A 19,826-nucleotide genomic window follows, 5' to 3' on the forward strand; every position below is an offset into this window, starting at 1 on the left:
TGGCACCCGCGATATTATTTATTGAACAACAGCCCCCTATTCAACAATAGCTATGCAACCGATTAAAGAAGTAACGATTTACGACATCGCTGAAAAGCTCAATTTATCACCGACAACAATAAGCAGAGGCCTTAAAGACCACCCTGCCATCAATAAGAAAACAAAGAAAAGAATCAACGACACCGCCTTGGAAATGGGCTATCGCTCTAATACATTTGCCAGTAACCTCCGCAGTCAACGCACACACACGATCGGGGTAATTATCCCGAAAATGAACAGCAACTTCATGTCGACAGTACTCTCCGGCATGGAAAAAATAGCCAACGAAGCCAATTACAACCTCATTATAAGCCAATCACTTGAATCGGCAGAAAAGGAAATGCTAAACATCAAAACCATGTTTAACAATCGGGTTGATGGCCTCATGATTTCGATCGCCTACGACACCATAGACTACTCGATATTTGACCTTTTCATAAACAAGAATATCCCTTTACTCTTCTTTGATCGCACGATCGACCATCCGTTATGCCCAAACATTGAAATCGACAATCAAAAATCAGCCTATATAGCCACCAAGCACCTCATCTCGCAAGGATGTGAAAACATTGTACATATCACGGGCAACCAACAGAGAAATGTATATGCCGAACGACAAAAGGGATATGAAACCGCGCTGCTAGAAGCACAACTCCCAATCAAAGAAGGAAACACCCTAGTATCCACCCTGGATGAGCAATCAGGCATAGATGCTGCTGAGGCAATCCTAGAAATGCACCCCCTTCCTGACGCCGTATTTGTAGACAACGACAACTGTGCCGCCAACTGCATGATACATCTGATAGAAAAAGGCATCCAAATCCCTGAACAAATAGCATTCGTAGGTTTCAACAACGACCCAATAGCCAAGATTATCCGTCCAACCCTCACAACAATCAATTATCCCGGCTTCGAAATGGGACAAATAGCAGCCAAGAAGCTAATCGCTCACCTCAATGGCGAAGAGAGCCTAACTACCACAAATTACATCGGACTTCGATCCGAACTCATACCTCGAGAATCCTCTGCAAGAATCAAATCAAAACAACAAATCGACGACGAGGGCGCTCCACAATAAAGCATTATGTAAATTAATGCATTCGATTGCAATATATCAAAAATATAACTACATTAGACCATTCTTAAAAACCAAAAAAACGACACCTCATACTCATCATGAAAAATCAAAGCAAAAGAAAAATTGCTATCATCACAGGCGGCAGTTCAGGTCTAGGTTATGCTATTGCCGAAAAATTTGTGGCCAATGAAATATACACCATACTTATCGGAAGGAATGAAAAAAATCTAAAAAATGCTTCCGAAAATCTAGGGGCCTTATCATCTTATATCGTATTTGACGTAACTTCACTACAAGATATACCTCAGCTAGTAACAAAAGTAATAACTTCCTACGGCTGCATAGATATCCTTGTCAATAACGCTGGAATTAATCTGAAGAAAGATTTTGTAGATGTAACGGACGATGAATTCCAGCATATAATACTAACCAATCTTACAGCCGTATTTTCATTATCGCGTGAGGTTTCCAAATACATGCTAAGCAATCAAAAAGGCACCATTATTAATATTAGTTCCATGGCTTCGCAATATGGGATTCCTAAAGTCATGGCCTACACGGCATCCAAGTCGGGTATTGAAGGAATGACAAGAGCCATGGCAGTAGAGCTGTCTCCTTTCGGAATCCGTATTAACTGCATCGCCCCAGGGTTCATTGCCACAGACATGTCTGCAAAAGCCTTGAACAATGACCCCGAACGAAAAAACAAAGTATTATCTCGAACACCCATGGGCAAATTGGGAGCCCCCGCTGACGTAGGAGACCTAGCATACTTCTTGGCTTCTGATCAGGCAAAGTTTATCACAGGGACAGTCATACCAGTAGATGGAGGAAATTCCATCGGCTTTTAGGGAGCTTGCATTCATTTCACAAAAGCAATAGGTTCCCACATCTACCTGATAAACTGATTCTATCGGACAAAGAAAGCATCCTTGGATGGGTGCTTTCGCCCCAAACCTCCACAATACCGAGATAGAGACCATATTAGTAAGCCTCCTTGAAGATGAGTACGTGACAAAACAAGGTATTTAGCTTATTACTTGACCCAATGGCATACAAACGCTCCGTACGTTTATATTAACCTCATGTATATCTCTACTTCAATTTTCATTGGAACACTATAGCCATATTTTTGTTTGGGTAAGCCACATTCGTTCTCTCTTATATAAAAAAAGATTATTCTCTCAATCAGACAACCGTATCAGCAATAGACAAAAAATAGAGCACTCCCGAACTCCTCGACCCAATATTTTGATATAAAAACAACCCTGCCAACTCGTTAAGCCTACAACGACCGGTGTAACAGGGGTACCTAATCACAATCAAATGCCTTATGACAACAAGACCTTGATCGATTACAAAGGAAATACGGCTTATTACATCATGAAAGACGACAGTGATATTTTTTACTCCAACACCATTGATACCAACACCGCAAAAGCCACTAGGGTAATACGATTCGCGGGTATCCAAGATGTAACAGCCATTGCAAAATTAAAGCCTTCCAAAACAAGTACCAAAAATTACCTCGAAGAGGGCCATTCGGCTCGTCATTTAGAATTACCATAGCTTCAAATGATTAGGTTTTTAATCTAAAGCAAGTTAATATTTGATTAACCATAACTTCTAATTTAAACTATTTTTAAACTAACCTTAGTATAGCCTTTATATAGCAATTAGCTATGGTAAGGCTATGTAAAGGCTATGTTAACCCTATGTAAAAGCTAGTTTAATATCTAATTTGGTCACAAGAAAGGCTTAAATAAATATCTGCTGTATAGTGAAATAGCAAAGTCTAGTTTGAAAAGAAGATATTCGAATGTTTACTCTCCTCTACAAAATTTCAGAATCTTAGAGAGATCGATTTTAATATATCAAATATCAGTTTTCATACACCAATATGTGAAAACTGATGCTATCTTTACTCATTATTTAGAATAATTACAAATAAAAATAATGAATATCAACAGACAAATTGTAGCCTCAGGCGTCCAGGTAAAATATATCTTTTTTGCCTTTCTATTCATCGGACTAATTTCATCTTGTGATAAAGGCAGTGACCCTAAACCCGATGAGGAAGTCCCCCCACCGGATGACACTACACCCACGGATGAAAACATGTTTTATAAGCTACATCGGGTAGAAAACTTTCAGGGAACCCAAGACAATAATTTTGAAGATGCGGCAACAACAATCTATTATAGTTTAGAAAGCAAAAAAGCGATGGCTGCAGATTACAAACAAACAAATCGTTGGGATATGGCGTTTGGAGGTTTACTAAATAGCTTTGTATCTGGCAACAACGGCAGTAATTCTACGAATTCTGGATATGGTAACACAGCCAAGGGGGGTATTACTATCGTCGAAAAACCCTTTGACCAAGTGACAGATATACCTGCGGATGCGCAGTTTAAGACCGGGGGCCAACTTATTGGAACGGATAATTACGGTGAGTTTGGCGAAGGGATAGGTTGGTACCTGTATGACTTTGGCGGTACCATCGTGCGTGATGGTGCTTATGCCAATCAGCACATAGCCTATGCACTAGACAAATCACTAACCTTAAAAAATGGTACCGTGGTCCCTCCACGTACTGTCATTATCCGCACTGCAAAGGGAAATTACGCAAAAATCAAAATGATATCACTTTATAAAGATCAATATGAACGTGCGCAATGGACAAGGTCCTCACCAAAAGTGTATTTCACATTTGAATATGTATTGGCTCCTGCAGGAAGCTCGAAATTTGAAATTAAATAAAAAAAGCAGCTTGTATACTAAATAAAAAAAACCGGATATACGTTACAGGTACATCCGGCACAATTAAGACTAATTAACAATTTTATTTATTAACCAGCCCCTCCTAAGTGGCAAAATTACAGAAAAAGAAATGAAAAAATCATTTAGATTATTAACAATTGCATTTGGACTTGCTGTTATCGGAATAACAGTATCATGTAATAAAGACGCTGATGTCACGCCTGATTTACAGATAAATAGTTTTGCCGTTGCCCCAGCCCCAGTGGGTGACTCTGTCAACTTTACGGCCACAGGCACGAAAGGATATCTGAAAACACTTTCTTCCGGTGTGTACGGTGCTCGCAATTTCCATCAAGGCACGGTGCCTTCCGAGGTTGACACCTCCCAATGGAGAAACCCGGCAAGTACATACTATTACAATCTTAATATAAACGATGGAGGTACATCTGCCAACTACGACTTTCTTTTTACTGGAACAGCAAATTCTTCCTTCACTGTCAATACCGCAACATATGATTTATTCTATGTAAACACCACCTTTAACGCTGTGGTAAATACCACACCTACAGGCCGCGTGGCTATTCCGTTAGGAGTAGCAGCATCAAATAGCACTTCTGGCTCAGGAGATCCAAGTAGTGCAGGCTGGTATATTTACAATATCAGCAACCATATTATGTCCAGCTTCCAGCCACGTACCTATATTTTGGTAAATAAAGGGACCGGAAGTAATTGGAAAATCAAGTTAAACAGCGTGTATTGGAATGGAAGCCCGAATTCGTCTTTCGCTGCAACGAATTTTCCTTTCATGAGTTTCGACTACTCAGAACTGTAGCATCTGAAATAGCACAAGATCTTAATTTATTTGGTATACGACAGCAAAATTCCGGTGTCAAAATCTATTGACACCGGTTTATTAGAAATAAAATAATGAATACAACTTTACAAACACTCAAATTCAATTTTGGTTATAAGGCATTATTGTCTATCGCCCTAGCCAGCACGTGCTTGATCAGTGCATGCACTAAAACAGAAATTACACCTTACGATGAAGAGCCTCTAGCACGTATCAATAGCTTTAAAATCATTAACAGTACCGCAGAAATTCCAGGAGCTATCAATGAAAACGAGAAAACGATTACTGTCACTATACCTGCTGGAGTATACTTGACGACCTTGGAGCCCGAAATTGCTCTATCAGAGGGGAGTACCCTCAAGGTGGGAGCTGATAGTTTGATTACTAATCTAATTAACTACTTCGCAGAGGGAGCTACACGGGAAATAAATTACCCGGTTACGGCGACGGATGGCAGCAGTGCTACTTATAGACTTCATATCAAGACCAACCAACCTCCATTGGAGATGGGCGAAGTATCTCAGGATGCATCAAATCCCCAAGCCTATGATCAAACATTGTGGTTTACCAATAATTATGTATACATCTTAAATACATTAAAAACTTACCCCTATTCTACTAATTTTGAATTTGATATGACTTTAGCTCAGGCGAGTCTAATCGGGGAAGATGGAACAGAATATAAATTTAAGTCAGCACAATCGGGAACTCCTCCAATCATCGAAAGCGCATATATGCTGTTGAATTTAAATAATATTATAGGACGTGTAACAGGAAGCGGCTCAGGGACTACATATAACCAGACACCTCCTGCGGGTCTTTACAAGATAAAGCTGCGTTACTACAGTCGAGAGACTACACTGAAAAATCCCATCCGAATTTTCTACAACAATTAACCTGCTTTAAGATCATGACAATGAAAAAATACTTCTACTTCTTGACGTTACTAGCTGTCCTTAGCTTTTTGAGTTCTTGTAAAAAAGAATATGAGATGGCCCCCACCCCATACAAAGAAATCACTTCCTTTAAGATAGCCTATCTAAATGGTCAAGATAGTGTCGAGGCTATTCTGGATGGCGAAACTATTCACATCGTATGGCCCGGTTTGACAGAGTGGCCTATTCCGGAAACTGTCAAACCAAAGATTACCGTATCGCATAACGCCATTATCTCGCCAGCATCTGATGCTGCCATATCTTTAGAAGATGGCACGAGTTATACGGTAACAGCACAGGACGGGTCCAGCAAAACCTTTAAACTAAAGGTGACCAATGGCGCTATATTGCCTGCCTTTATGAATGAGGATGCCATTTCATTACCGGCTGGTGGGCAAGCAAGCGTCAGTTTTTCTAATCTGGCAGCAGATGGCTCAGATGTTATTTATCTGGTTAATGATGCCAAAGAGGAATTTAAACCAATCCATGTTTTACAGACGCCAGTTGGTGAAATTTTTTTTATTGCCGATCAACCCGATGGCTCGGGTATTCCGGCAGGCGAATACTACGTTAAAGCGATTAACAAATATCAGGTACCAGTAGTTAGTAGTACGAAAATGGTGACCATCACCAACAAAACAGCGCTGCCGTACATTTATTTTAACCACACACAGCCTATTGAAGTCAAGCGGGGTGAAACTTTCACCGTTCCTATTCGGAATTTTGGCAAAAAGTATGGCATCAACCGTGCACGCTTTTACTACATCGATAACGAGAGTGGTTACGCATCATTTGTGACGTTAACCTATATTGGCACAAATGCAGCCTTTAATGAGGTTTCATTTCAAATACCGGAGGATGCTCCTACGGGTATAAGTCTACAAAGTAATCAAGGTTTGCAGATCAGACCAACCTTCGAGGGTATAAATATGACGACAAGCAATACCGCATACTATGCGCATACCATTAAAATAGTCGAATAACACGTTCTATCTTAAAAGCTTCCATAAACTTCCCTTATTCCGATTGGTTCAAGGGAAGTTTGTGCTTAAAGAAAATGAAGCCGAAGTGCAAGTAGTTCGCAGAACATGTTTTCAGGTATGGTGTCTGACAGTGGTTTTTATAGACCAGGGTATAACTCATTAATCGCTCTATAAATCTGAGTAATTATGATATGTATCTTAGCTACCTAATACCACTATGAATTACCGTTGATAGGGATGTATCAAAGATCTTGGTTGGGACCGTATTACATGAAGAAGTAGAAATAGCAATAAAACGTTGACAATAAACATACAATTCAATAAAAGGTATCTTTTCAAGGCTATCGATAAATTTGGTATACAAAGAATCTGTCGTGACTACCCCACCTATTTGTCGGCATTGCCCGCTAAATAATAAAAAGTGTACTGTATCTTTGCTATGCATCCTATAATACGAGCAGCAATGAAAAACCATAGTGTAGCGCATAATCAGTTAAGCAAATTTGTCGGAAAGTGGCACACTGAGGGCCTGATCCCAGGTACTCATAATACTCCAGCGATAAGCATCAAAGGAACGGATACATATATGTGGATTGTAGATGGTTACTTTTTACTTCATACAGCCGATGTAACAATCGGAGACGACAACAGTCAAACTCATGAAATCATTGGTTACGATTATTTAAATAATCACTATACCATGCAACACTATAATAACAAAGGCAACTCTGGGCTGATGACAGCGACAGTTAAGGATAACATTTGGACCTTCGTTGGAGATGACCTACGATTTACAGGTGGATTTAATGAGGAGGAAGACGAATTTACTGGTATCTGGGAACACCATTCAATGACTAGCGGTTGGAGCCATCTTATGAATATTAAGTTATCCAAAAAGATTGAAACAAAATAAAGATTAACAAACGAGCAGTGACTCTCATACATCAACATTAAAACCATTCCGCGATCCGTGCATCTTATACAGTTAAGATATCGATCGATTCAATATCCAACCGATTGCAGCGTTAGTTTATAGTCATGTGTTCCTCACTCACTACCGTCAAATCAATCTGATTTGCAGGAATTATTTTTAACAACGCCATAAATAAGGATATGAGGTAATAAGCCATCAGCAAACCCACCTTGGGAATACACCCTGCCCATGAAACTCTAATAGTTGTTATAGGGTAGAGAGAATCGCTGTATGTTGGCGCTTGCCGATGGCTTTCATTCATTGATGTATATCTAATCAGCAAACAATATGTTAGTAGCTATTTCATAGAAAGTATCTCCCTTTTTTATAAATGGAGGAGCTTCACCCCAGGTTTCCCTTGAAATCATATACAAGGTAAATATATTTTTAACAGGTAAGGGATCGATACCAGAAGGACTAAATGCCATATTGGAATAATTTGTCCCACCATGATTGAGCAAGGGTTGGCCGGTATCGCTATCTACAAATTCGAACACGTAGCTGCAAGGAATCTCCGGTAATGGATTAGGCAGACCATCGGGTAAAATGTGGTACTCTGCCTTGTCCACACTATTCTTTACGTCTTTGATGGCACCTATCTCCTTAACCACCTCATTCCAATCAGCATCATAATAACTAATCGATACTTTGAGATCCAATCGTTCAAATGGAATAAGGTCTTGGGCATAATTGGCTAGCTTTACTTTGATGTGTCCTGCGGGAGCCGGAGTTTCGGCATCCTGTTCTTTTGGATCGATAAAAGCGACGGGAGCATCCATTGTAGGTTGGAATAATGTAAATGTTTCTTTGGTACCCGGCTTTACGTCGATCACTTTTTCTGCAACCACTTTTCCATCGCGGGTATCATAGAATTCGAATTTGCCTTCACCAGGCACCACTCTGATTTTCTTATTGCTTGCATCCCACTCGCTTGGGTATCCATTGTACCTAAGCCCTATAAAGACACCAGCCCCATTGTCTCGTAGTGCAGTTTTATCCGCATCAAAATAGACATCGACAAATTCTGAGAATGAATTTATATATTCTGCTTTCTGGCAGGAATGCAATCCTGTTGATAATAGGCAAATAATTATAGTATTTCTTATAGACGCTTTCATCTGTTTATTTTTTGATTTTCAACTGCAATGATTGATGATTAAAAATTATAGCTCACACTCAGACTGAAACGTCGACCTTCCCTTTTACGGTAGGTGATGTTGTCGCCCTCTTCTTTATTGTATTGAATAGATTTGCCCTTTTTTAGGATATAAAATTTATTGTCATCCGTTTCATAATCATCGATATTGATGTAATAACTTGTCCAATCGTCCAGTATGTTGGCAATATTGAGTTTGACCTCCATTTTTTTCTTTAAAAACCGGGCATAAAATTGGGCATCCAGTTGTTTAGGAGCCAATTCATACTCGACCCTCGCCAGATTTACATTTGCCAAATTTGTTCGGGCACCACGGTGGTTGTAGCTCGCAGTAGCACCAAAACGGTCTCCCCAATAACCCAATCCCAGGTTCAATAACCAAGGGGACTGACCAATCAATGGTCTGTCCTGATTGGGGTAGCGTTGTTGAACACGTTCGGCAACCTGTGTTTCCGGATTATTAATCCATTCCCAATGACTGAGCACATTAACCTCTGATTTGAGCAGTGTTCCATTGGCCGATATAAAAAAGTCTTTCGCCCAATCCCGGTCGGAAAGGAAACTGAAATTTTTCCGGACTTCCAATTCCAGTCCCAGGTTTTTTGCACTTTCCATATTGGCATAGGTATACTGGTTGGAACCGTTGCCGGAATGGATCAACTCGATGGGCTTGTCCAATTTTTTATGATACCCCGTTAATGAAATAATTTCTCCGGGTGAAGGGTACCATTCCAATCGTAAATCCATATTGTCGATCAATGTAGACTCAACATGTTCGCCGTATACATAGCCGTCTATTTCAAAATCGTACATCGCAAACATCCCTACTTCTCTAAAGTCTGGTCTTATGATGGTTTTGGAATAGCTACCGCGGATGTTGAACTCAGGGGTCAAGCTATAGGTGGCGTTTATAGACGGAAGGAACCGCCAGTTATCTTCCTCCACCCCAAAACGATGTCTTTGCACATCATCTGGATCTGGTTCGTCTTGGTAAGATCGTCTATACAGCTCTTCCTGCTTTGAGTTTAAGCCAAAGTATTCGGCACGAACACCGTACACTAAGCGAAGTTTATTCCAAAGTTTCTGATCAGCCATCAGAAAGAGGGCATGTGAGCTCATGTCCCCATCGTAGTAGCGCCCCCCCAGTGCATCGGCGTAATAATATGCCTGACCATTTCCATTCCCGATATTTTCGGTCGCAAACAATCGGTCATAGGGTACCTCGATTGCAGGAGCCTTCTGATTCGCGGTTCCCTCAGCCCAGGATCTGGTCCAGGGAACCATTTTATTTACATCCAGCGAACGTTTTTTAGACCATGCTTGATAACCCAGCTTGATTAGGGTAGATACTTTTTTTTCTTCTCCAAATTTACGGGAAAATGCTGCACTCCAATTGTAGTCAGTTTCATTGATATGTGTCCACATGCGCCAGTCTTTGAAGCTGTTACCGGTAGAGGCCGCTGAATGTGTCATTAGTCCTGGTGTTTGAAAATAGGGCTCATCTGCAATAATAGCGGTTAATCGATAAGAGAGTTTGCGCTCATCCAATATCTGTTGCTTAATTTTATTGACGGCAAACATCCCTTCGGCTTTAATTTTCCAGGGCAGCTGATATTCACCGATCAACTGGTGCTGTTGCAGGGACATCGCCTCAGGTAACTGATAGACTAATTTAGTGGCACCCGGATTGGAATCTTCACGGGGATTCTGAATTGATTCATTATAGTTATCGCTGTATGTGCGGGCATACATGTTTTTTAGGGCAATCTTAAAATTCTGCCCCTGCAAGCCCATATTTGCAAGCAATCCTCCGTTACTGTTGAAACGGTAGGATGTGCCAGCCCCGTTGTCACCAAGACCTACACTATCAATATAGTGATTCATGGGCGAACGTCTCACATTATTAAAGGAGACGATATTCTGCTCGTTCCTGAAATTTGCAGATGCGACAAATCCAAAGCGATTTCCATTTTTTAAATCATAAACACGCCCAAGCGAGAGACGCATGTTTTGATTGGGTGAAGCTTTATATTTGTTTAATCGCATGGCATCACTGTTCAACCTTTTAGACTGGGCAATGGCATCCAGGTCATTGTATTTTACGGCATCACCAAATTCCGTCGGATTGAGCGGTGTACCGTTCAGTTCGGGATCAGTAAGGATATAACCCGGAGGCGCATCTAGTTGGCTCGCCCGGTTATTCCAGTCCCAGGTTTTCATTCCTTCAGGCATTTTGGCCGATTTGTCAAAGAAACCGAAATATTCACTGGTATGGCGTTCGCCCAAACGGTAAAAGTCTTTTCCAGTGGTTCGTGAATTACCGCCCGTCCCCAATTGAATGGTGGTAAAATTTTGTTCGGGGATATCGATGGTATTTACAGATACCTGCCCACCCGAAAACTCGGCCGATACATCCGGTGTTGCCGTTTTGTTGACTACTACGGAGCTGACGATTTCGGTAGGAATGATTTCAAAGGAAAAATCACGCCTGTTCTGCGAGGTGCTTGGGATTACGACACCATCCAACATGGCTTGATTATAGCGATCGGACATTCCTCGTACAATGACACTTCGGTTGTTTACCGTCGTCAGTCCTGTCACTCTTTTCAATACCTGCCCCATATCATTATCGGGGGTACGGGCGATCTGCTCGGCGGATATACCATCGGTCACGGAAGCTGCATTTTTCTGTGTAGCATATAGTCCGGCTACGCTCTCTTTTTTATAACTACTGGTCACAACGACCTGATCAAGCATACTTGTAGATTGGACCAAAACAATATTGAGACTGGTTAACTTGCCCGCTTTCACTTCTATTTGTGTGATACGCTTAGTTTGGAAAGAGATGTAGCTTACTTCCAGAATATAAATACCTGGAAGTAAGCTAAAAACATAACTACCATCTACACCGCTTTGGACAGTTTGGCCAGTCGATATTAGTTTAATGTTGGCACCGAGAAGTGGACTCCCGCGATCGCCAATCACTTTACCGGAGAGGCGACCTGGCTGTTGGTTAGTGGTATGGGACGTAGTAGCTTTCGCTTTGATAAGGATATTATTTTCCACAAGTTCGTAGCTCATAGGTTGCTCAATAAATAGTCTATCAAGAACACTTCGGAGACTACCTCCCTCAACCTGGATATCTACCAATAATGCGGCTTTCATCAATTCGGTGCTATATAGACTTTCATAACCCGTCTGGCGTTTGATTTCAGATAATACAGTAGAAAGTTGCGCCTGTTTGTAGGAAAGACTGACCTGTTGGGAGTAGACAGCCGCATGCAGTTGCATATACCCTATTAGCATAAAGAGGAACGTTAGTTTCATGACGCGGATGGCGGGGCCATTCCCCAAAAAATGGTGTATAACGAAGTATAAACCCAGGCCATTTGTATTGCCGGGACAATTTAAAATCATATTTTTGTACTATTAAGCGAATAAATCTGTAAACTAATTCTTGCTGGATTATTTTCAGAGGCTTGATATCGCCGGCAGTGTACCACCACTGCCGGTTTTTGCCTTTCTCATATGGTCCTATGTCATAAATTTTCTGTTTTTTAGGGGTTAGTAATCTTTTGGTTGGTTATAATCTTGACGTTCTTAGCATTGATTTCGAATCGAAAGCCCCCAGTTACTTCCAACATGTTCAGTACGTTGGACAAGGGCAGACTACGTGAAATACCACCATTAAAATGAACCATCGGCATGTTACTGTAATCGATGTCAACGTCATACCAGTTCTCCAGCTGTTGCATGACGGTGCGGATATTATCGTTTTCAAAGCGGAACATACCATTCTTCCAGGCAGTCGTCTTTTCCAAACTGACGTTATAGACATTGATTTTCCCGGTTTCAAATAAAGCTTGTTGCCCAGGCACCAGAATGATACCTTGCCTTTTCGATATGTCTTGAACCCGAACACTGCCCTCTATAAGGGTGGTGGCTTCAAATTTCTGTCCAACATACGCAGTCACATTAAACTGGGTGCCCAATACTTCAATCTGTTGATTTGGGGTCTCGACGATAAAGGGAATACTTTTCTGCTTATTACGCATCTTTGCCACGTCAAAATACACTTCCCCGCTCATCTTTACGCTTCTTGACTCCGTTGCAAAAACTGTGGGAAAGGTCAGCGAGGAACCTGCATTGAGCCATACTTTGGTACCATCAGGCAAAATCACCATATACCGCCCACCTTTGGGTGTTGTAATAGTATGGTAATCATTGATAGCACCGTTAAAAGGTTTATGACTCATCTGATAGACGAGCGCACCTTCAGAATCTAAGTAGAAAGGGAGGCCATCTAATTTGTTAGAAGCTTTATTATCCAATATAATCGACCTCCCATCGGCAAGTCTGAGGTAGGCTTCATCCTTGGCAGGTAACGCGTCATTGACGCTATAAACAGCAGTATCTTGTGCAGGATTGCCTTGAAAAAGCAGCATATATCCCCACCAAAAAGTCAGTAGAAAAATGGCAGATATGGCACAGCTCCATGTCATACGATTATATGATTTACGACGCTGTAGATGTTCAGGATTTGCCTGCGAACTGATTTTTTGGAATAGCATTTTGGCTTGTTGCTTCTTCTCTTCGACAGTCAATAGGTCTGTGAATCCCGGTTCTTGCTCAAAGGTATCGTATAGGTCATCCAACTCTTGGCGCTCAGCCTTCGAAGCCAACCCCTGTTCCACTTTTCCAATTAACTCAATAAAACGTCTTTTATCCATTTTTATGCCTTAATATAGATAAGACACACTCCAAGCTAAAAACCGCTATTGGAAAAATGTACTTTTTAAAATTTTTATGAAAATTGGTAGATAAGGCCTAAGAATACAATTGAAAACTGATAGTCCGTAAAGTCTGTACGCAAAATATCCATGGCTTTACGGATGTGCTTTTCTACAGTACTAATGGATATTTGGAGCTTTTCCGAAATATTTCTGTGAGAAAGACTTTCTATCTTGCTCAATAGGAATACTTCTCGACATTTCGCAGGCATACGACCGATTGAACGTTCCATCTGTATGGATAATTCTTTTTGATGTAGATTTTGATAGGGAGTTTCGGAAGAAAATATCTGCTTTTGGGCCAAAATACTTTCCATATATTTTCCGTGAATGTGCTTAGAGCGGTAATAATTGAACACTCGAGATTTTAGAGCTACTTTCAGGTAGGCCTCCACGGATGTATGAATGTCGAGTATCTCTCTTTTCTGATAAAGTGAAACAAAAAGCTCCTGCACAATCTCTTCAGACTCCTCTTTGGAACCAATTCTTTTATATGCACTGTCAAGTAATACATCCCAATATCGCATAAAAATCTCCTTGAATGCTTGGTGATTGTCCAACTTCATTTTTCTGACTAACTCTTGGTCTGACAATACATTGAAAAACATATAGTTCTATTGATATTCCTACACACAAAATTAGCGTACGGAAAACAACAGAGGATTAACGTTCTATTAAATTAGTATGAAGAAAAGTAATACAGCAAGTTTCGGATTTTATCTAGACCTCTATTAAGATAGCTTTGCTTTATATATAAAACAAAACGATATGCAGATTTTCAAAAATAGCGTAATTCTAATTACAGGAGCCAACCGAGGGATAGGTAAATCGCTTGTAAAGGCCTTGCTGAACAATGGAGCAAAAAAGGTATATGCAACCTGTAGAGACTTAAATGGAATGCCCGAATTCAATGACAGCAGGGTAATACCACTGGAATTGGACATTACCAATGATGACCAAGTGGCACTTTGCGCAGTCGCTGCCCCCGACACTGAAATTCTCATCAATAATGCAGGGGGGGTAAATCCTGGAAATATTCTCGAGGGTAATCCGATTGGAATGGACAAAGATATGAAGGTAAATTATTTTGGAACAATAAAGATGATGCGTGCATTCGTACCTGTTTTGAAAAAAAATACGCCTGCTAAAATTATAAACATTGTTTCTATTGCAGCGTATTCACCCTTACCGTCCATTGCAGGATATGCAGCATCCAAAGCTGCCCTTTTCTCGGCAACACAATCAGTAAGAATTGAATTGGCCAAAGAAGGAATCACTGTTCATGCAATCAACCCTGGTGCAATTGATACCGATATGAACAAAGGAAGCGATTGGGATATGCCACATCCCGATAGCATCGCAACAAAAATACTAGCGGGTGTATCCGAAGGACAGCTGGATATGATACCAGACGAAATGGGCCAAGGCATGTACAATGCCTGGAAAGAAGAACCTTCGAAATTGTCACAAATCTTTTCCGATTTGTATCACGGCAAAAATGAAAGATAATAGCTGTATTCAAAGTGGACACTAAACTATAGCCTTTTCCAAACTCATTTTGATAAGCTGGTAAGTATTTGAATATGAAGTAGGATAAAGAATGGAAATTCGAAGCAATACATCTTAAGTGTATGCCAAAACTATATTTGACACCATTAAGATATGAGCTAAGGATCAGAACACACACAATCTCGCTCTACTTCTAATATTCTACATAGTTAAGAAAAACACATTCAGTCTAGATTTTATAAATTTGATAGCTTTACCGATATACCATTCGACAGTCTTTTTTGATAGCTGCAATTCAGCAGCTATCTGCTTATGTGTATACCCCTCGACACGACTCATCTCGAATACCAAACGACATTTTTCAGGCAGTATGGCTACTAAATTGTTTATTCGACCATTGGTCTCGTAATACTCCATCCATTGTTGTGTAGAGTCGTCTGGCAAATGTAGAAGGGCCTCCTCGGCGGCTTCATCTCCATAGTGCCTATGTCTTGCTCGCGCATTTAGATGCTTTAATACACGATACTTAACAGCAACGGATAAATAAGAACGGAGTTGAGAATGAATCTCAAGGTCCTCCCTCCTAAGCCAAATGCTGATAAATACCTGCTGAACAATATCTTCTGCTTCTTCGTGACTGCCCAACTTATTGGCAGCAGCGGTAAAAAGTCTTTTCCAATACCTTTCATATATTTCACCGAATGCTTCCTCGCTACTTAGCTTGAGCAACTGGATGAGGCTTTCATCCGAAAGATGACTTGTCGCTTCTTTCATAATTTAAAGACAAATAATTTTCAGGCAATTTGCAGCGCGAGATGATAGATAGTATTCTACTTGTGATGGCCCATTGGCTGCCCGTTGGTTAAAAAGGCTTATTAGTGCTGTCCATGGGGAAATGTTGTCCCATCACACTAAAAAATCAAATGTTAAAAACTACCGACCAACTTTTCCCTGTTTCACAAAAAAACTATAGTGATGCCTACCATCTTGACGGGTTCAAAAAAACGTACTATCTTTAGAGTTGCTAGAAAAGACAATACCGATTGCTTGACCTCTAAAAAATAGAGACATGACTTTTTTATGGAAGGATGGTCGGTAGGGATGAATACTAATGTACAACGCAACTTCATTGTGCCGATGAAAATAGGTCGCGTGCAACCTGCCCCATCTTGGTAGTGTGGTGCAGTTATGTAATCATCCGAGTATAGCGATTACCCTATTCGGGTGGAGAGAACAGGTTTTTTAATAATAATGCTTGAGCATACCAGCATTCGACTTCCCTTGAATGGGATTGTTTGTACTGATGTCTAATTGGTCTTGTCGTTTTCATAATCATAATTGGTTTTATGGAAACGAGCCTTGATGCATACGAAGCGAGGGGTGACAATCCTATCTTCAACTTTTATCGAGGCACGGCTAAGAGCCATTTGACGAAGTATCCAATAGGGTGCCACCCCTCTCTGCAAAGATACAAAAATAAGGGGTAGCGACTACCCTACGGTCTTGCGTCATTGAAATTTAGCCGTTTTCGATAACAAGACTCTTTTAATTATAGTCGCAAGCCAAACATTGTTGGCATACACAAATGTAAAAACATTATTTAAGACTACCAAATATATGGTAGGAAATTTTAAGAGATGAGTAAAATTTTCGAAACTAAAGCTATCTTCCGAATAGAATACGAGTTAATACAAAATGTAAAGAAATTTCGCAGCCAAAAGGGCTGGTCTCAAGAAGTATTAAGTTCAAAATTAGGATTTGTTGAAACATTCGTCGGGAAATGTGAATCGTTGGATCAACCTGAAAAATATAATTTGCGGCATATCGGGATAATCAAAAAAGTATTTGACCTTAAAAGCCTAGACAATCTTTTTCCTGACGGATTGCCTAAAGATGAGCAGATTATAATTGCTTATAAAAAGGTTCCGAGAATCAAGGCTGACGGTACGCCTTCTAAAATAATGGAAAATGTAGTTATTGAGCTTGTCGTCGTCGAAGAAGAAACAAAAGCTGCTGCCAATAAAACGAAAGAGAGGTGATGACCAATGACTATGGTTATTCTAAAGCCATCCCATAGAGAACTAATAAAACGAAGGGTTAGCTATTAGGAGCAGGATCGAACTGCAGTCCGCCAGCTGGCGGATATGAATCCTAGCCAAAACCCTTATTAACGACAAAAGCTCCAAGGTGTCTTGAAGCTTTTTTAGTAGCGGGGAGCAGGATCGAACTGCAGTCCGCCAGCTGGCGGATATGAACCCTAGCCAAAACCCTTATTAACGACAAAAGCTCCAAGGTGTCTTGAAGCTTTTTTAGTAGCGGGGAGCAGGATCGAACTGCCGACCTCAGGGTTATGAATCCTGCGCTCTAACCATCTGAGCTACCCCGCCGTTTTTGAGTATGCAAATATAGCAATATCAAACTATATTCAAAATACCTTTACACATATTTTTCAGCTTTTCTTGATGAAAAAGGGATATGCGCTCGCAATTAGCTAAGAATGAAACCATCACGTTTTTCCTAATTTGCAGTGTAAAGGAAAAAAAATCTGACTGCTTCACTACCCCAAAAAAACAAACTCATTCAAAATGAAAAAAATAAGCTAAAAAAGTTTTTTGCTTTTTATCCAAGAAAAGTTAGATACTATTTTTTTAAACAAAATAAATATGTATACTTACAGAAATGGAGTCACCTAGTTCTTTTGTGTAAGGGGGAGTAAGTCGATTTTTTCAAGGAGAATTAGTGTGGCACGATTTTTAAAAGAAAAGTGTTCAAGAAAACAACTAAACTAGTGCATATAATTGTATGGAAGAAAAAGTAAAATTTCAACGCGAATATATCATAAATTCATCTCCTCGAATACTTTATCCTTTTTTGGAAGAGGCTAATGCGCTATCACAGTGGTTTGCGGATGAGGTCCACCATCGTGACAACACCTATGAATTTATCTGGGATAACGAAAGCCAAAAAGCAAAGCTTGTCTCATTCAAAGAAAACAAAAGTGTGAAGTTTAAATGGCTGGATGATGAGCCCTATTATTTTGAAATGGAAATCAATCAAGATGAGCTCACGAATGACGTTGCCTTATCGATTACAGACTTTGCCCACAAGGACAATCTTGAGGACCGCAAAAAAATATGGGACAACCAGATTGAATATCTTCAAAGTGTTATTGGAGCCTAAAAAATCTTTATCTTTGTAGCATAAAACATATTTATGCTACAAAGTATCAATAATTAATAGTGATAGGTTGTATAGCGAGCTGACGGATGAAAAAAATTCACTTATTAATTCTTCAATCTTTCATCAAACCCTTCATCGTCACATTTTGTATTGTGATGTTTGTGCTGTTGATGCTTTTTCTCTTCAAATACATTGATGATTTGATCGGCAAAGGGTTTGAATGGTATGTCATATTGCAACTCATCGGCTATCAATCTGCCGTACAGATGCAGATGGCCCTCCCGCTCTCCATGCTCCTATCCTCCATCATGACTTTCGGTAATCTTGGAGAAAGTTATGAATTGGTAGCGATTAAAGCTGCTGGGGTTTCGTTACGAAAAGCGATGACACCTCTGTTTATCTTGGTGACCATGTTCAGTGCTGGTTCATTTCTATTCTCGGATTACATCCTACCCATTGTAAATCTTAAAATGGGGTCTCTCCTATATGATGTTCGCAACAAACAAGCAGACTTTTTGATTAAACCAGGAATTTTCAACAGTACAATCCCTGGGTATGCTATTCGTGCAAAAAGTAAAAGTAAAGACGGTACAATATTGAAAGACTTGATGATTTATGATCATAGTACTGGAAGTTCGGCCAATAATGTAACGCTCGCCCAAGAGGGGTTTATCCAGAATTCGCCTGATAACAGCTTTATGGTGCTCAAACTCAAAGACGGAGTAAGATACGAGGAGTCTCGTGGAAAAAATTCAAAGACATATGACCCCAGAAGGCAGTTTATCCGCTTTCAATTCAAAGAAACGGAACAAAAATTTGATATGGAAAATTTCAAGATGAAGCGAACAGATGAAAATCTTTTCAAATCTCATCACGCCATGTTAAATCTTAAACAGCTCAAGGTCTATACCGATTCCAATTATCGACAACTGGATAGTGTGGGGCGCATGGCAGAAGCTGATATTCGAAATTATTACAACTATTATTCTAAGTACTTCAACCCAGAAGGTGTCAAAGTAAAGCCGCAAAAGGTCAAGCCTTACAAAAACTTCCTAGATGATATAGTACCAGCAGGTCAACAAAGACAAATAATAGGTTCTGCAATAACGCAGAGTCGCTATATTTCCGAAACCCTCGGTAATAAGACAATGGAATATAAAGCTTTTAAGGATAGGGATATTCGATATCGATTAGAGTTTCATCGTAAATTTACACTTGCCGTATCCTGCCTGCTTCTATTTGGCATTGGGGCACCTTTGGGGGCAATCATTCGAAAAGGAGGCCTAGGCCTACCTGTAGTCATGTCTATCATCTTCTTTCTAATTTACCACATTATCTCAACAATGTCCGAGAAAGCAGCAAAAGATGCAAGTCTCTCTCCGGTCGTTGGCATGTGGATGGCCATCATCGTACTGACACCATTGGCTATATTCCTAACGTACAAATCGACCACAGATTCTTCGCTATTCGATATTGAACAGTACAAACTCAAGGCTCAATACTTTGTAAATACGATTAAAAACAAATTCAGTAAGGATAAAAAACAGATTTAAATCGAAAGATTTAAATA

The 19,826-nt window shown here is 40.2% G+C and carries 17 protein-coding genes and 1 tRNA gene; 12 read left to right on the plus strand and 6 right to left on the minus strand.

The window, feature by feature from the left end; genetic code table 11:
* The first annotated feature begins 52 nt into the window (after nucleotides 1-52).
* The 8 genes from OQ289_RS17915 to OQ289_RS17950 all read left to right on the plus strand — a co-directional run bounded on the left by OQ289_RS17915 (nucleotide 53) and on the right by OQ289_RS17950 (nucleotide 7,561).
* The gene (locus OQ289_RS17915; protein WP_270088195.1) at nucleotides 53-1,117 is read left to right on the plus strand and encodes a LacI family DNA-binding transcriptional regulator; all 1,065 of its coding nucleotides are present in this window, start codon (nucleotides 53-55) and stop codon (nucleotides 1,115-1,117) included.
* Between the two features lie 98 nt (nucleotides 1,118-1,215).
* Entirely contained in the window at nucleotides 1,216-1,968 is a 753-nt protein-coding gene (locus tag OQ289_RS17920; protein WP_270088196.1) for an SDR family NAD(P)-dependent oxidoreductase, read from the plus strand.
* 475 nt (nucleotides 1,969-2,443) lie between these two features.
* Nucleotides 2,444-2,686 (plus strand): hypothetical protein, encoded by a 243-nt coding sequence (locus OQ289_RS17925; protein WP_270088197.1) that lies wholly within the window; start codon nucleotides 2,444-2,446, stop codon nucleotides 2,684-2,686.
* 387 nt (nucleotides 2,687-3,073) lie between these two features.
* Entirely contained in the window at nucleotides 3,074-3,877 is an 804-nt protein-coding gene (locus OQ289_RS17930; protein ID WP_270088198.1) for an HmuY family protein, read from the plus strand.
* A 130-nt stretch (nucleotides 3,878-4,007) separates the two neighbouring features.
* Entirely contained in the window at nucleotides 4,008-4,709 is a 702-nt protein-coding gene (locus OQ289_RS17935; RefSeq protein WP_270088199.1) for a hypothetical protein, read from the plus strand.
* 95 nt (nucleotides 4,710-4,804) lie between these two features.
* Entirely contained in the window at nucleotides 4,805-5,626 is an 822-nt protein-coding gene (locus OQ289_RS17940; protein ID WP_270088200.1) for a hypothetical protein, read from the plus strand.
* 20 nt (nucleotides 5,627-5,646) lie between these two features.
* A complete protein-coding gene (locus tag OQ289_RS17945) occupies nucleotides 5,647-6,648 on the plus strand; it encodes a hypothetical protein (protein WP_270088201.1) in 1,002 nt (333 codons plus the stop codon).
* Nucleotides 6,649-7,111: 463 nt separating this feature from the next.
* Nucleotides 7,112-7,561, plus strand: a complete 450-nt coding sequence (locus OQ289_RS17950) for a DUF1579 family protein (protein ID WP_270088202.1) — start codon at nucleotides 7,112-7,114, stop codon at nucleotides 7,559-7,561.
* Between the two features lie 332 nt (nucleotides 7,562-7,893).
* On the opposite strand, the gene OQ289_RS17955 is transcribed toward OQ289_RS17950, so the two are convergent.
* From OQ289_RS17955 to OQ289_RS17970, 4 genes are all read right to left on the minus strand, one after another.
* Nucleotides 7,894-8,739, minus strand: coding sequence for a hypothetical protein (locus OQ289_RS17955; RefSeq protein ID WP_270088203.1), 846 nt, complete (start codon nucleotides 8,737-8,739; stop codon nucleotides 7,894-7,896).
* A 38-nt stretch (nucleotides 8,740-8,777) separates the two neighbouring features.
* The gene (locus OQ289_RS17960) at nucleotides 8,778-12,194 is read right to left on the minus strand and encodes a TonB-dependent receptor (protein ID WP_270088204.1); all 3,417 of its coding nucleotides are present in this window, start codon (nucleotides 12,192-12,194) and stop codon (nucleotides 8,778-8,780) included.
* A gap of 140 nt (nucleotides 12,195-12,334) precedes the next feature.
* Nucleotides 12,335-13,507 carry a FecR family protein gene (locus OQ289_RS17965; protein WP_270088205.1) on the minus strand — a complete coding sequence of 391 codons (1,173 nt, stop codon included), beginning with the start codon at nucleotides 13,505-13,507 and terminating at the stop codon, nucleotides 12,335-12,337.
* A gap of 74 nt (nucleotides 13,508-13,581) precedes the next feature.
* On the minus strand, nucleotides 13,582-14,175 hold the full coding sequence (locus OQ289_RS17970; protein WP_270088206.1) for an RNA polymerase sigma-70 factor: 594 nt from the start codon (nucleotides 14,173-14,175) through the stop codon (nucleotides 13,582-13,584).
* Between the two features lie 160 nt (nucleotides 14,176-14,335).
* Here OQ289_RS17970 and OQ289_RS17975 point away from each other — a divergent pair, with 160 nt between their 5' ends.
* Complete coding sequence (locus OQ289_RS17975) at nucleotides 14,336-15,076, plus strand: SDR family oxidoreductase (protein ID WP_270088207.1); 741 nt, start codon at nucleotides 14,336-14,338, stop codon at nucleotides 15,074-15,076.
* 201 nt (nucleotides 15,077-15,277) lie between these two features.
* Here OQ289_RS17975 and OQ289_RS17980 read toward each other — a convergent pair whose 3' ends face one another.
* Nucleotides 15,278-15,850: an RNA polymerase sigma-70 factor gene (locus tag OQ289_RS17980; RefSeq protein WP_270088208.1), complete on the minus strand. Its 573-nt coding sequence runs from the start codon at nucleotides 15,848-15,850 to the stop codon at nucleotides 15,278-15,280.
* Between the two features lie 863 nt (nucleotides 15,851-16,713).
* Between OQ289_RS17980 and OQ289_RS17985 the strand changes: the two genes are divergently transcribed.
* Entirely contained in the window at nucleotides 16,714-17,115 is a 402-nt protein-coding gene (locus OQ289_RS17985) for a hypothetical protein (RefSeq protein WP_270088209.1), read from the plus strand.
* Between the two features lie 274 nt (nucleotides 17,116-17,389).
* On the opposite strand, the gene OQ289_RS17990 is transcribed toward OQ289_RS17985, so the two are convergent.
* A tRNA-Met gene (locus tag OQ289_RS17990) sits at nucleotides 17,390-17,463 on the minus strand.
* Between the two features lie 415 nt (nucleotides 17,464-17,878).
* Here OQ289_RS17990 and OQ289_RS17995 point away from each other — a divergent pair.
* Nucleotides 17,879-18,256: an START-like domain-containing protein gene (locus tag OQ289_RS17995; protein WP_033564125.1), complete on the plus strand. Its 378-nt coding sequence runs from the start codon at nucleotides 17,879-17,881 to the stop codon at nucleotides 18,254-18,256.
* An 86-nt stretch (nucleotides 18,257-18,342) separates the two neighbouring features.
* A complete protein-coding gene (locus OQ289_RS18000; RefSeq protein ID WP_270088210.1) occupies nucleotides 18,343-19,809 on the plus strand; it encodes an LptF/LptG family permease in 1,467 nt (488 codons plus the stop codon).
* Nucleotides 19,810-19,826: the final 17 nt, after the last annotated feature.

The organism is Sphingobacterium sp. SYP-B4668, assembly GCF_027627455.1.
GTDB lineage: Bacteria > Bacteroidota > Bacteroidia > Sphingobacteriales > Sphingobacteriaceae > Sphingobacterium.